This window comes from Paenibacillus tyrphae, from assembly GCF_027925525.1.
Taxonomy (GTDB): Bacteria; Bacillota; Bacilli; order Paenibacillales; family NBRC-103111; genus Paenibacillus_G; species Paenibacillus_G tyrfis_B.
Genome location: NZ_BSDJ01000046.1, coordinates 18,570 through 33,429 on the forward strand (window position 1 = coordinate 18,570; position 14,860 = coordinate 33,429).

General features: G+C 59.3%; 6 protein-coding genes. All 6 read left to right on the forward strand.

The window, feature by feature from the left end:
- The first annotated feature begins 9 nt into the window (after positions 1 to 9).
- Positions 10 to 6,150, forward strand: coding sequence for a putative Ig domain-containing protein (locus tag QMG93_RS32780; protein ID WP_281944059.1), 6,141 nt, complete (start codon positions 10 to 12; stop codon positions 6,148 to 6,150).
- Positions 6,151 to 6,319: 169 nt separating this feature from the next.
- Entirely contained in the window at positions 6,320 to 7,759 is a 1,440-nt protein-coding gene (locus QMG93_RS32785; protein ID WP_281944092.1) for an SWIM zinc finger family protein, read from the forward strand.
- A gap of 16 nt (positions 7,760 to 7,775) precedes the next feature.
- On the forward strand, positions 7,776 to 9,575 hold the full coding sequence (locus QMG93_RS32790) for a HEAT repeat domain-containing protein (RefSeq protein WP_281944061.1): 1,800 nt from the start codon (positions 7,776 to 7,778) through the stop codon (positions 9,573 to 9,575).
- Positions 9,551 to 10,642 (forward strand): ATP-binding protein, encoded by a 1,092-nt coding sequence (locus QMG93_RS32795; RefSeq protein ID WP_281944063.1) that lies wholly within the window; start codon positions 9,551 to 9,553, stop codon positions 10,640 to 10,642. The genes QMG93_RS32790 and QMG93_RS32795 overlap by 25 nt, the downstream gene beginning before the upstream one ends.
- Positions 10,621 to 13,023 (forward strand): DUF5682 family protein, encoded by a 2,403-nt coding sequence (locus QMG93_RS32800; protein ID WP_281944094.1) that lies wholly within the window; start codon positions 10,621 to 10,623, stop codon positions 13,021 to 13,023. The genes QMG93_RS32795 and QMG93_RS32800 overlap by 22 nt, the downstream gene beginning before the upstream one ends.
- 3 nt (positions 13,024 to 13,026) lie before the next feature.
- Positions 13,027 to 14,232 carry a VWA domain-containing protein gene (locus QMG93_RS32805; RefSeq protein WP_281944065.1) on the forward strand — a complete coding sequence of 402 codons (1,206 nt, stop codon included), beginning with the start codon at positions 13,027 to 13,029 and terminating at the stop codon, positions 14,230 to 14,232.
- Positions 14,233 to 14,860 lie beyond the last annotated feature (628 nt).

Genomic DNA, 14,860 nt, shown 5'->3' on the forward strand with positions numbered 1-14,860 from the left:
GAAATGGGAATGAGCGCCATGGTTGATCATGCGCAAGCAAGGCCAACCGCAAGCTTTGTACGAGTGCTTGCCGTTTTCGGCGGTGCGGCGGTTTTATTGTTGCTTTTGTCCTTGTTTGCGGCCTCCTCCGCTTTTGCAGCTACGATAACCGTGGACACGACAGATGATACACCGGGAAACTGCTCGATAGCGGGTCAATGCACGCTGCGGGCGGCGGTGAATCAAAGCAACGGCTCGGGCGGATCGAATACGATCCAAATTCCAGCGGGGACTTACGTGTTGGATTCGGGAGAATTGGCAATTCACAGCAACGTGGAGATCATCGGAGCGGGAGGAGACCCTAACGGGAATCCTGCAGGAACGGTGATCAAGCAGACGGGGGTGACAGGCAAGAGGGTATTCAATCTGAATCCGGATTCGGATACCGGCTATAACATCTCGTTGAAGACGCTGACGGTCAGCGGTGGACAGCTTTGGGCCGGCGAGCTGTACGGAGGCGGCGGAATTCTGGGTTACACAGGCAGCCAAGGCACGGTAACGATCGAGAACTGCGTCGTCACCGGGAATTCCGTATCAGCCCCCGGCCATTGGGGCGGCGGCATGAATATCGCCGGACTGCCCGGAGGCAAGGTCGTTCTTCGAAACACGGTCGTTCAAGGAAACACCGCTATGGAACGGGGAGGCGGCGTGCATTTTGAGGGCGATATGAACATCGATGTATTAAGCTCCGTTATCGATGGTAATATCGCTTCGAACGGTTTGGGGGGCGGGATGACTGTTTTTCCCGCTTCGGCAGGGGGGCAGATCCGAATTGACGGGACAACGATCTCCCGCAACCAAGCCAACGGAACGATCGATCCTCAGGCAGGCGGCGGCGGGCTTTACCTCAGCGTACCGGCCACGATAACGAATACGACGATCAGCGGCAATACGGCCAAGGGGCAAGGCGGCGGGTTGTATGTCGCTTCGAAAGGAAACATTACGCTGACGCATGTCACTTTGTTCGGCAATAAGGCCGATCAAGGGGGCGGCGGGCTGTATGTGCAGGATGGCAACCCGATGCTGCAAAACACGCTTGCCGCCGGGAATAGCAAGGCAGGGAACGCTGCCAGCGATCTTGAAGCAAGGACCGGTCAAAACGTCGTTGCGGGAATCGACGCCACGAGCAGCTATAATCTGGTCGGGCTAGGAGGCAACGGACTTGTGCCGGGAGGGAGCGGGAATCTGGTGGATGTTGCCGACCCGGGTGTGCTTCCTTTGGGCGCCAATGGCGGTTTGGGCGAAACGAATGCTTTGAAGGGAAGCAGTCCCGCGATCGGCAAAGGAAGCAATGCTTTGGCAGCGACGTTCGACCAGCGGGGCTTTCCGCGGAAAAAGAACGTCGCCGTCGATATCGGCGCTTATGAAGGACTGCCGGATGCTGCGATCGGTGCGAATAATACCTATGCCGTGACCCTTCCGTGGGACGAAACGAAGCTTTCCGGGTTGACGGCCACCTCCTCCGATCAAACGGTGGTTCCGAACGGAAACGTCGTCATCACAGGCAGCGGGGCCACACGCACCTTGACCGTTTCGCCGACGGCCGGCGGTACAGCCGACATTCAGGTGACCGCCAACAGCTCGGTTTCGGGAATGTCTCGCAGTTTAAGCACTTCGTTCAAGATGACGGTTACGGGCCCACCGGACCTTTCCATCGCCAAGACGCACACCGGCGATTTTACGCAAGGGCAAACCGGCGCTACATATACAATGACGGTTAAAAACCTCGGAGACAGTGCTACAAGCGGTACGGTAACGGTAAAGGATACGCTACCTGCCGGATTGACGGCTACCGGGCTCGTGGGAACGGGATGGACTTGTACCTTGGGTACGCTCACCTGCACGCGAACGGACGTGCTCCAGACAGGGGCGAGCTATCCTGACATTACGCTGAAGGTAACCGTGGCGGCGAATGCGCCTGCAAGCGTAACGAACACGGTCAAAGTTTCGGGCGGCGGAGATGCCAGTACGTCGAATAACACCGCCAGCGATCCGACGAATATCATTCAATTACCCGATCTGACGATTGAAAAATCCCATGCGGGGAACTTCAAGCAAGGGCAAACGGGGGCCGTGTATACGATCATCGTCCGCAATGCCGGAACGGGCACGACAAGCGGTGCGGTAGCGGTGGCGGACACACTGCCTGCGGGGATGACCGCTACGGGATTCGCGGGCACGGGCTGGACTTGTGATCCGGGAACGCTCACCTGCAGCAGATCAGATGCGCTCGCTTCCGGGGGGAACTATCCGCCGATCACGATGACGGTGAACGTAGCGGCCAATGCGGCTGCGCAGCTCACGAATACGGCCACAGTCTCAGGCGGCGGCGATGTCAATAACGCCAATAATACGGCTAGCGATCCGACGACGATCATTCCCGTAGCCGATTTGACGTTGGTAAAGTCGCATACGGGCAGCTTTACGCAGGGGCAAGCCTCGGCCGCGTATACGTTGACCGTGACCAATAGCGGACAAGGCGCAACGGACGACGTTGTAACGGTGACGGACACGCTGCCTGCCGGGATGACGTTGAAGGGAGTTGTTGGCAACGGCTGGAGCTGCGATACCGGGACGTTAAGCTGCACCCGATCTGATGCGCTGGCTGGGGGCGCCGCCTATCCTCCGATCACCGTAACGGTATCGGTAAATCAAGATGCGCCTGCAACCGTTACGAACACGGCGGTCGTTTCTGGCGGCGGCGAGCTCCAGACGGGCAATAATTCGGCCGGTGACGTGACTGCGATCCATCCGAAGCCGCAAATCGCCACTTCGAGCTTACCGCAAGGTACGGTTGGCGTCGCCTATTCGCAAACGCTGACAGCGACGGGCGGCGATGGGACGTACGTGTGGGCTGTCGCAGACGGCGCTCTGCCCGCAGGCGTGACGTTCGATCCCGCGGCGGCGAAGCTTAGCGGCACGCCGACAACGGAGAGCAGCTACAGCTTTACCGTACAGGCTACGGACGGCAACGGCGTAACAGCGACAAAAGAGCTCACGATTCAGGTGAATCCGATGCTTGAGGTGTCTACAACCGGCATTCCGCATGGCGCTGTCGGCGCAGCCTATACGGCTTCGCTTGAGGCCAACGGCGGCAACGGCGTCTATACATGGAGCATGGCTGCCGGTACGCTGCCAAGCGGGCTGACGCTTGCGGCGGACGGCACCTTGAGCGGCACGCCGACCGGCGAAGGCGCGTTCTCTTTCACGGTTCTGGTGAAGGACGGCAACGCGATGACGGCGTCCAGAGCGATGACGCTTCAGATTCACCCGCAGCTTGTCATTCAAGCGCCGGCTCTGCCGGAAGGCACCGTGGGAGTAGCCTATCCGCAGCTAAGCTTCAGTGCAACCGGCGGGAACGGGACGTACACATGGTCGGTCGTAAGCGGCTCGCTTCCGGCAGGCATGACGTTTGATCCGGCGGCTGCCGCGATAAGCGGGACGCCAATGGCGGACGGCACATATAGTTTCACGGTCCAGGTTGCGGATGGCAATGGTGTGAAGGCGTCAAAAGCTGTCACACTGCTGGTTCGCGCGGCATTAACGGTCCAAACGCCGGAGCTGCCTGCAGGTACGGTGGGCGTGGCTTACGCCAATCAAGAGTTTTCCGCAGCCGGCGGCAGCGGGACCTACACGTGGTCAGTAAGCGGTACGCTTCCTGCGGGACTGACGTTTGCCGTTGACTCGCTCGATCCGAAGAAAGCTTTCGTTCAAGGGAAGCCGACGGCGGCAGGGAATTATGAGTTTGAGATTCAAGTGAAGGACAGCAACGGAGTCACGGTCGTTAAGAATCTTAGCATCCAAGTGAATCCGGAGCTGATCTTTACGGCGGTCCCTCTGCCGGAAGGCACCGTAGGCCTGACCTACGCAGGCAGAAGCTTAAGTGCGGCGGGCGGCAGCGGCACCTACCGCTGGAGCGTCGAAGACGGCCGTCTGCCGGACGGTCTGACACTGAATGCTTCCCGGGGAACGATAGACGGAACGCCGAAGGAATCCGGTGTCTACACGGTGACGATTCAAGTGAAGGATGGCAACGGCATAGCCGTATCCAAGGTTCTGACGCTGAAAATCCATCCTCCGGTTTTGCTGGGAATCGCTTTTGAGGCATCGGAGTATGCGGTTTTGACAGGGGAAACCCGGGAAACCGTTGTGAAGGCCACTTACTCGGACAGCAAGGTTGTCAGATTAACTGCCGGCGTTGTGTATACGATCAAGGATACGTCTGTGGCTGTGGTCAACTCATCCGGTCAGCTCACCGGGATAAAAAGCGGAAGCACCGTACTGGCGGCCACGTATGGCGGTATCAAGGCGGAAACGTCCGTCCTCGTCAATAAAAGCATCACGGGCCTCGCCTTCGACCGTCCTTCTTACAGCCTGAAGGTCGGAGAGCAGGCCAATACGGTCGTCAGCGCAACGTACGGAGGCGGACGAATCGTCCTGACGAACGGAGTGATTTACTCCGTCAAGGACGCCGCTATCGCGGAAGTGGATCTGCACGGAGTAGTTATTGGCAAAAAGGCAGGAACAACCGTGGTGAGCGCAACGTACGGCGAGGATACGGTTCAGGCGACGATTGTCGTCAACCTTGATGTTACCCTTACCGGCATCCGCTTTACGCCGGATACGTACGAGCTGAAAACGGGCCAATCCGTTCCGACTGTACTCATAGCGGATTTCTCGGATAAGAGCACGACGCCAATCGGCCGCGGGGCGGTCCACACATTCCAAACCGAGGGGATTGCCAGGATTAGCGAGGAAGGCCTTGTAACCGCACTGCAGCCGGGGACGACGGTTGTGACCGCGACTTACGGCGGACGCTCGGCGACCGCGGTTATCCGCGTGAGCGCTTGGAGCGACGGCGGAAGTGGCGGTGATAGTGACAGCGGTTCGTCTCCGTCTCCGTCCACCGGAACCGGTCCGGCTCCAACGCCGACCCCCGGGGGGATTACGGTAAATCTCGAACTAGGCAACGGCTCGAAAGAAACCATTAACGTATCTCAGGACGACATCCGAAGCGGTGTGATCCGGGTTACGGCTTCCGATTCCTCTGCTTACGTGGAGCTGCCATCGGCTACCATTGCGAAGCTGCTGGCGATGAATCCGGAGCTGTCGATCTTGTTCCAGACGGCCGGCGGGCTGATGGAGCTGCCGCTGGCGCAGATCGACCCGCAGACGCTGGCGAAGCTGCTCGGTTTGCCGGCCGGCGATATCCAAGTTAACGTCGGAATCCGTATGCCCGATGCCCAAGAGCGCGAGCAGCTCGGCGAAGCGATCCGTCGAATAGGCGGCAAGGAGCTTGCGGCGCCGGCTGATTTCTACGTTCGCATCACGGATGGCAAGGGCAACGAAGTGAAGCAAAACGTCTTCACCAGCTATACCGTCCGCACGCTGCCGTTAAACGGGCAAGCGAAGGCGGCAACGGCCACCGGCGTATGGTGGGACCCTGTGGCGCACGAATACCGGTTTGTCCCGACCGTGTTTGAAACCCGGGACGGCAAGCCCGTTGCGAAGCTGAAACGACAAGGCTTCAGCGTGTATACGGTGCTCGACCGCTTCGTTTCGTTCGGCGATCTACAGGGACATTGGGCGAAAGCGACAATCGAATCGCTGGCCTCCAAGCTGATCGTGCAAGGGCGCAAGGCCGACGCGTACGAGCCGGAAGGGCACGTTACCCGGGCGGAATGGGCCGCTCTGCTGGTTCGCTCGCTGGGGCTCAACGTCTCGCAAGAGAAGGCGCCGTTCGGCGATGTAAAAGATGGCGATTGGTTCGCCGCAGCGGTCGGCGCCGCACATAGAGCGAAGTTGATCGACGGGTACGAAGACGGCACCTTCCGTCCGAACCAAACCGTCACCCGGGAAGAGCTGGCGGCCATGACGGCGCGTGCGATCAAGTACGTCGGGGTCAAGCCCGCGGACATCCGCAGCGACAGCGAATCGTTCCACGATTCCGCCAACATTTCCGGATGGGCCGGCGACGCGGTGCATCAGGCGGTCAAAGCCGGGATTATCGAGGGTGACGATCAAGGCCGCTTCCGGCCGGCCGATTCGGCCTCACGAGCTGAGGCGGCAACCATGCTATACCGGCTGTTGAAAGCCATCTCGTTTATCTAGCAACTGAAGATCGACCAAGTCCGTTTGGAGCGGGCTTGGTCTTTTTTTGCCTGCAGGCTATCGTCATCGGAGGTGGAATGCTATTTTTTTACCATTTAAAAAAGGAAAAAGGCTCCTGCGCGTGGAAAAAGGCTAAGATCACCTTATTTTTACCAAGGAGCATGCGATGATAGCTACGATGACAGAAGCTTATGTGGATTCCGTTGCATTGAATGCCGCTGCGAGCAAGAACGGCAGGGATCTCGTCAAGAAAAACAGCTTCCCGAAGCTGTGCCGGTCAGAGGACGAAACGCTTATTTTCGGGGAATGCAAAGGAAGCGGCAAAGAGCCGTACCGGTGTTCCGTCGATTTCGTCAAGCCGGACAGCCCTGTGTTTCGCTGCAGCTGCCCGAGCCGGCAATTTCCGTGCAAGCATATTTTAGGCTTGATGTACGCCTACGTTCTCGGTAAAGAATTCCAGGTCGATGCGGTTCCTCAGGACATCGCGGACAAGCGGGACAAGGCGGAGAAACGGGAAGAGAAGAAGAAGGAAGCGGCGGCTGCCGGAGAAGAAACGACCGTCAAGCGAAAGCCGAACAAATCGGCCTTGGCTAAGAAACGGGCGGCCCAGCTCGAAGGCATCGCCTTATTGGAAAAGCTGGTTCACCAGATCGTGCAGAACGGATTGGCAGGGCTCGATGCGAAAACAGCCAAGATGATGGAAGACCAAGCGAAGCAGCTTGGTAACTACTATATTCCCGGCATTCAGGCGGCGTTTCGCGAGTTGCTTTTTAACCTGCGTACGTCCGAAGACCGTGAGCGCGTGTACACGGAAGCGATGGACCGCTTAACCGTATTGCAGTCTTTGGTTAAGAAAAGCCGGGACTATTTAACGGAAAGACAGCAAAATCCCGAGCTTCCGCCGGATACGGAAAGCAGCTTGGAAGAGCGGCTTGGGCATGCCTGGCAGTTGGCCGAGCTGCGTGAGCACGGATTAGCCCGGCATGAGGCGGAATTGGCACAGCTCACTTTCCGTTCGTATTCCGATGAGCCAAGAGGCGAGTACGTCGATGAGGGCTTTTGGATGGAGCTGCAGAGCGGCGACATTTTTGCGGTCCGCAGCTACAGACCGTTCCGGGCGGCGAAACATCTGAAGGAAGAGGATTCGTTCTTCTCCGTGATTGCCGCGAAGGAACTGCTCGTCTACCCGGGAGACTTGAATCCGCGGGCGCGATGGGAGGACATGACGGTCCGCGAGATGAAGCCGGAGGACTACGGGACGATCCGGAGCCATGCCCGGCGTTCGTATGTCGAGGCGGTCAAGACGGTCAAAAATCAATTGAAAAACCCGCTGTCCGATAAACATCCGGTGATGCTGCTTCACTACGCCAAACTTGGCCGGATTGGGGAGGATTACATCCTGGAGGACGAGCAGGGCAAACGGATCGTCCTCGGTGATATACCGGCGTTGGGCCAGTCGAGCACGCAGCTGCTGCCGCTGCTCAAGCACGGTGACACGAAGGACCAAGCCATGCTGGTCATGTTCGAGCATGATTTTGCCGATGGAAGGCTGCTGGCTCAACCGCTTGCTCTCGTGACATCAAGCGAAATCGTCAGATTTATTTACTAAAACAAGGAGAGAATCCATGAGCTTACAGGTGCTTACCGATCTGCATGAAGAAGTGCGCCGGTTGTTTATCGCCGGCAGTTCCGTCGCCGCGGGCGACCTGCGGCTAACCCGGCTGCTGCCTCAGCTGCGCAAGCTCGGAGAGAACGCGCCGGTGTTCAACCGGCTGGCCGATGGCGTACAGCTCGTCACGGAAGCAAAGCCCGAGCAAGCCTCCGCCAAACTGCTGGAGCTTGGCACCCTGCTGCACTCCATTCTGTATACCCAAGGACGGACCGAGGCGCAGGGGACGCTGAAGGAGGTTCAAGTGACGGATACGCGCGGCGTAACAGCCATCCCGTACCGGAAAATGAGAGCTCTCATCGATGCTTTGACGGAACGCGGACCCGGCCGCTTGGAAGTGATCCGCGAAGGATACGAAGACTCGTTGTTTCAAGATTTTCGGACGCATATGCCTGCGGTCGCCGCTTTGGAAGACGGATATGCGGAAATCGCCGAGTTTATATACGATAAAGTTATTCCGTCGATCGGCCCGGCGGTCGTACCGATACTACATCGGCAGTTGAACCTTCAGGGCGGCAAAGGGGACGCCCGAAAGCTGTATTTGATTCATCATCTGCAGGGTCCGGTGAATGCCGAGCTGATTCTCCAGGCGGCTGGCGAAGGCGGGGCCGAAGTCCGCATCGCGGCCGTGGACATTCTCGGGGACTACCCCGAGCAGGAGGACGTTGTGCTGGAGCAGTCGTATGAGAGGAGAAAAGAAGTACGGCGGGCCGCCTTGTCGGCTTTATCCCGGCTGGGGACCGGGCGGGCGGCCGACCGGTTGTTCGAAGCGCTGACGGGCAAGGACCGCGAGCTTGCGGTGGAACCGATTCAAGCTTATTCTCATCCTGCGTTGACCCAGCGGATACTGGACCAGGCGGAAGCGTGGTTGAATGCTTTTGACGGCAGCTCCGCGAAGACGGAAGCGGTGGAACAGCTGTCGGCGGCGGTGCAATGCCTAAAAGGAAAGAACGACGAGGCGGTGCGCGTCTTTTTGGAAAAGCTGCTGTCCTCGCCTGCTTTTATGGTCAAAGAAACGACGGCTGTTCAAGAAGTTGCGGCAGAGCTTCTGCTCGACATGCAGCGGCCGGAAGGCTACCGGTTTGTGGAGTCGCTATATAGGCAGTGGGGCGGAAAGCACATTTCGTACAGCTTTCAAGCGGCGCTTCGCTGCTTGTCTCCGGAGGAGGTTTACGACCAGTTCGCCCCTCTGGTTCGGAACAAGCAGCAGGCCCAGGCCAAAGAGCTGCTGCGCACGCTGTACGAGTTGACCGAGCGTCTGGCTCTGACCGTGTATCGCGAGGCGGAGGAGTCGTCCGCGATTTCGTGGGACCCCCGCTGGATGCATTTGTTCGTGGACATCAACGAAGAAGAGCTGGTGTGCCGGTTCGTTCAGGAGCGGGACACGAAAGTCGCCGACTACTTGCTGAAAAAGGTGCAGGTGGCGCCGCAGCAGATGAAGCCGAGAACGATTTCGCTGTTCTTCGCCTTGTTCAAGATTGGGCATGAAGAAACCCCGGAGCTGCTGATGCAGGCGCTCGAAGCCTCGGGAGGCAGACAGTTTTATTATTTGGACCGGGACAAGTTGACGCTGATGTCGCTGCTTCCCGGTAGTTATGCCGAAAGGCTGGAGAAGTTCGCGGACCTGCTGTCCTACGAGAGCGTAAAGCAGCAGGTGCTTGAAGTGGCGGAGCGGCTTAAAACGAAAACGAGCGATGAAGCGGAAATGGGCAAAGGAGCGGGATGGATCGAATGGATCAAAAGCAAAATGTATTGAGGTTGCCTGCGGAGCGGCTGTACGCCAAAGAATTGGAAGCGTTGAAGGAAGCGGATCAAGACCCGAAACCGGCGGGCTGGCAGCTGTCGCCGCGGTCCGTGCTTACGTTTATTACCGGGGGCCAGGCGGGAGGCATGGACATCACGCCCAAATATATCGGCAACACGCGGCTGGTAGAGATTGCCGTCGCGACGCTGCTGACGGACCGGGCGCTGCTGCTGATCGGCGAGCCGGGAACGGCGAAATCGTGGCTGTCCGAGAATTTGACGGCCGCGATTCACGGCGACTCGTCCAAGGTCATTCAGGGAACGGCCGGAACGAGCGAGGAGCATGTCCGGTATTCGTGGAACTATGCAATGCTGCTGGCGCACGGCCCGTCGGACGAAGCGCTGATCAAGAGCCCGATTTACCGGGCGATGGAGGGCGGCGGCATTGCCCGTTTCGAGGAAATTTCCCGCTGCGCCTCCGAGGTGCAGGATGCGCTGATTTCCATTTTGTCGGAAAAAACAATCTCCATCCCCGAGCTGGGACGCGAAGTATCGGCGGCCAGAGGCTTCTCGATCATCGCAACGGCGAACACGCGGGACCGGGGCGTCAACGAAATGTCCGCCGCGCTCAAGCGCCGGTTCAACATTCTCGTACTGCCGTCGCCATCCGGTCTGGAAACGGAAGTCGAGATCGTGCGCAAACGCGTCGGCGAAATTGCCGCCAACTACGAGCTGCAGGCGGCATTGCCGGAGGAAGAGGCGGTGCGCAAGATCGTTACCATTTTCCGGGAGCTGCGCGCCGGGGCAACGCTGGACAGCAAGGAGAAGCTGAAATCGCCGAGCGGCGTCATCTCGACGGCGGAAGCGATCTCGCTTTTGACGAACAGCATGGCGCTGGCCGCCAGCTTCGGAAGCGGACAAATCCAAGACGAGGATTTGGCTGCCGCCCTGCAAGGCGCGATTGTGAAAGATGAGGAGAAGGACCGTATTGCCTGGAAAGAATATTTGGAAAATGTGATGAAAAAGCGGGGATCGGAATGGCGGAGTTTGTACAACGCATGCCGGGAGATGAACGATTGAGCAGTGGTGACGGGAGAGTCCATGTGTTCGGCATCCGCCATTTGTCGCCGGCGGGCGCTTATCATCTGCGGGCGTTTCTGGACGAAATCCGCCCGCAGGTCGTGCTGGTGGAAGGGCCTTCGGACGCGGGGGACTTGATCGGGCAGATCGCTTCCCGCGGCGTCGTTCCGCCCGTTGCGATTCTTGCTTATACCGATCAGCTTCCGGTCCGTACGCTGGTATTCCCTTTGGCTTCGTATTCTCCCGAATACCAGGCGTTTCTATGGGCGGCGGAAAACGGGGTCCGCGCCGAGTTCATCGATCTCCCTTCCGATGCGGCGGTGACGCTGCAAGCGGCAAGACGCGCAAGCGCGGGTCTGGAGGAAGCGGACCCGGAGGATGCGCGCGCGGATCACTTCGATGGCGAGGGCGGTCAAACGGGCCGACAGGATGCGCTGGCCGAACGGAGAGCCTTTTACCGGCGGCAGAACGAGCTGTACGAGCGGGTTGCCGAGCTGGCCGGGGAGACGGATTACGATAGCTACTGGGAGCGGTATTTCGAGCATAGCCCGAGCAAGGAAGCGTATCGTCACGCCATCGAACGGTTCTCCGCGGAAATGCGCGAGCTGCTGGAGCAGGAAGAGCGGGCGCATGACCCGCGGGAAGCGTCTTACAACGCGGTACGTGAAGCTTACATGCGGCGGCAGATTCGGCAGGCGCTCGATACCGTTGGGCCATCGGACCGCATCGTGGTCGTGACCGGGGCGCATCACGTCTCGGGAATGGACTTGGCGCTGCCAGCGATGTCGGACGAGGAGCTGCGCAAGCTGCCTCGTTCGTCCACCAAGCTGACGCTGATGCCGTATTCGTACTACAAGCTGTCCGTTCAGTCCGGCTACGGCGCGGGCAATCAGGCCCCGGCGTATTTCGAGCGGCTGTGGGATTGCTTGAACCGGCAGGATGCTGCGAGGCTGCCGTCGCTTTACCTGTCACAAGTGGCCTCGTCCTTGAGGGAGAGCGGGACGCATCGTTCCACCGCTTCCGTCATCGAGGGGGTACGGCTGGCCGAATCGCTCGCCTCGCTGCGCGGGGGAAGCATGCCGACCTGGGGGGACTTGCGGGATGCGGCCGTCGTCTGTCTCGGGTTCGGGGACTTGGCTTCCGTGGCCGAGGCACTGGCTCGGGCGGACATCGGCACGGCGATCGGCGGGCTGCCCGAAGGGGTCAGCCAGACGCCGATTCAAGACGATCTGAACCGGCACCTGAAGCGTCTGAAGCTGGAGAAGTATAAATCCGCCGTCGCTGCCGATCTGGAGCTGGACTTGCGTGAGAACCGGCGGGTCAAGAGCGAAGAGGCGGCGTTTCTCGATCTGCACCGGTCCGTCTTTCTGCACCGGCTTGCGCTGCTCGGCATCGATTTCGCGCGGCAGCAGCAGGTTCGGCAGGACACAGCGACCTGGGCGGAGCACTGGGTGCTTCAGTGGACCCCCGAGGCGGAGATACAAGCGGTGGAATCGACGCTCAAAGGGGAGACGGTGGAGCTTGCCGCCGCGTTTGTGCTGCACGAGCGGCTTGAAGGGTGTGCGGATCTCTCAGAAGCTTCCCGGATCATCCGCTTGGCCTGCCAGTGCGGACTTCCCGAGGCGATGGAAGAAGCGAGGCTCACCTTGCAGCGGCTGGCCGTCGATGCCGGAGACTTCGCGCAGATTGCCGCCGCGGCCAACGAATTATCGGTATTGATCCGCTACGGAGATATTCGCAAGGTGGATACTTCGTCCTTTGTGCCGCTGCTTCAGCAGTTGTTTTTGCGGGGGACGCTGCTCCTCGTGGACGCAGCCGTATGCAGCGATGAGGCGGCAGGCGCCATGATCACCGGCATGAACGAGATGCATCGCATCTCGCAGGAGCACCCGGAAGAGGTGGATGACGAGCGGTGGCTTGCCGAGCTGTGGGCGCTGGCTTCCCGGGACGACCGGAACGCGAAGCTGTCTGGGTTTGCTTTTGCCATATTGCTGGAGCGGAATTTGATCTCCCCCGACCAGTGCTCGCAGGAAGTATCGCGGCGGCTGTCGCCGGGAATTCCGGCGGAGCTTGGGGCGGGCTGGTTCGAAGGCGTGTCGATGCGCAACCGGTATGCGCTGCTGTCGCGCTCGGGGCTGTGGCAGCAGCTCGACGAATATATCGCGTCCTTGGAGGACGAAGCGTTCCTGCGCTCGCTGGTCTTTTTGCGCAGGGCGTTCGGCTCGTTCGAGCCGAGGGAGAAAGCGTCGATTGCGGAGACGTTGGGCGTACTATGGGGCCTCGACGGACAGGGGGCCGCGGAGCAGCTGCAGGAGCCGCTAAGCGAAGACGAAAGAGGGAAGCTGGATGAACTTAACGATTTTGATTTCGGAGATTTGTAGACGATGACGGATCAAAATAAAGCGTTGCAACGATGGAGACTGATTCTGGGAGATGCGTCCGAAGAAAAGCTCGCAGAATACGCGCAAGGTGACGGGTTGCTGGACGGCGAGGCGAAAATTTTGGACGAAGCGCTGGCGGCCATCTACGACGGCACCGGGGGTACGGGGCTGGAAGCCGACGCCTCCTCAGGACCGCGCTCTGCGGGGCGGGGTCCCTCTTCGCCCAAAGTGGCGAAATGGCTCGCGGATATCCGCAGCTTTTTCCCTTCGGACATCGTCTCGGTTATTCAAGCCGACGCCATCGAGCGCAAAGGGCTGACGCAGCTGCTGTTCGAACCGGAAACGCTGGCGCAGGTAAAGCCGGATATCCGCATGGTCGCGACGCTCATGGCGCTGCGCGGCAAAATTCCCGAGAAGACGAAGGACACGGCGCGGCAGCTCGTCAAAGCCGTGGTGGAGGAAATTTCCAAGAAGCTGGAGCATGACATCCGTCAGGCCGTCACCGGCGCTTTGAACCGCCGGAAGCATTCGCCGCTCCCATCCTTATCCGGAATGGATTGGAAAAAGACCATCCGCGCCAACCTGAAGCATTACGATACGGAAACGAAGCGGCTGATCCCGGAGCGGTTCTACTTCTTCGATCGTGCGCGCCGAAGCAAAGAATGGACGGTCATTTTGGATATCGACCAGAGCGGATCGATGGCTGACTCCGTCATTTACGCCTCCGTGGTCGGCTCGATCTTCGCCAGCTTGCCGGCGCTTGACACCCGTGTCGTCGTGTTCGATACGGAGGTCGTCGATTTGACGGAGCAGTGTGCGGACGATCCCGTCGATATGCTGTTCGGCATTCAGCTCGGAGGCGGGACGGACATCAACAAGTCGGTCGCCTACTGCGAGCAGTTCATCACCGAGCCGAAGAAGACGCTGTTTATTTTGATCTCCGACCTGTACGAGGGCGGAAATCGCTCCGCGCTGATCCGCCGGATGGGGGAAATGCGGGCGGCAGGTGTGCAGGCGCTTTGCTTGCTGGCTCTATCGGACGGCGGCGTTCCGTCGTATGACGAGCAAGTCGCCAAGTCGCTTGCGCAGCTTGGCATCCCTTGCTTCGGCTGCACGCCGGATCTGCTCCCCGAGCTGATCGAAGGCGCGCTGCAGGGACGGAATTTGCAGGAGCTCGCCGCGAGGGCGGGGAAGGATGCGAAGAAGTAGGTTATACGACGGTTGAAGGTAGTGGTCGGGCAGAGGATGTTTTCGCCCGGCCGCTTTTTTATTTTTCGCCGGGGGGATTCTTGCAGTTGCAGCAGCGAAGTTTGGCATTCCGCGGAAAGGCGGAGCCAAAGGGCTAGGTAACAACGTTCGTTTTCGACGGCGGCGGTACAACATAGAGGAACTCTGATGCGCTAATTCGAGGATTTGGCACGCCACCGGCCCATAGAGGAAGCAGGATGCTTTATCCTTGTCGAAAAACTTTCGTTGCTGCGAATTTCGGCCCGATAGCAACACTACAGTTCCGCTAATTTTCGCAGACCGGCTAAATTGAATAGCTTAGAGGAACGAACGTTCCTCTATTTGGGGAATGGCGTTTCGTCTCGCTTGCGTCCCCGCGTGGGGTCTAACCCTCCGCCTTGCAGCGCTGCATCGCGTGATGGAGACATATTTCGCCTATATACCATCTGAAGTCCCGTCATGCCCGCCTACCCGTTTTTGTTACCAGCCGCATCCCGCTTGTTTATGCCATGCCTACGGTTCACTTGTATCCAGCCCGTCTGCATCTCACTTACGCCTCACTCATATCCCGCCCGCATCCCGGCTACTTTCACCCGTCTCCGCCCACCTG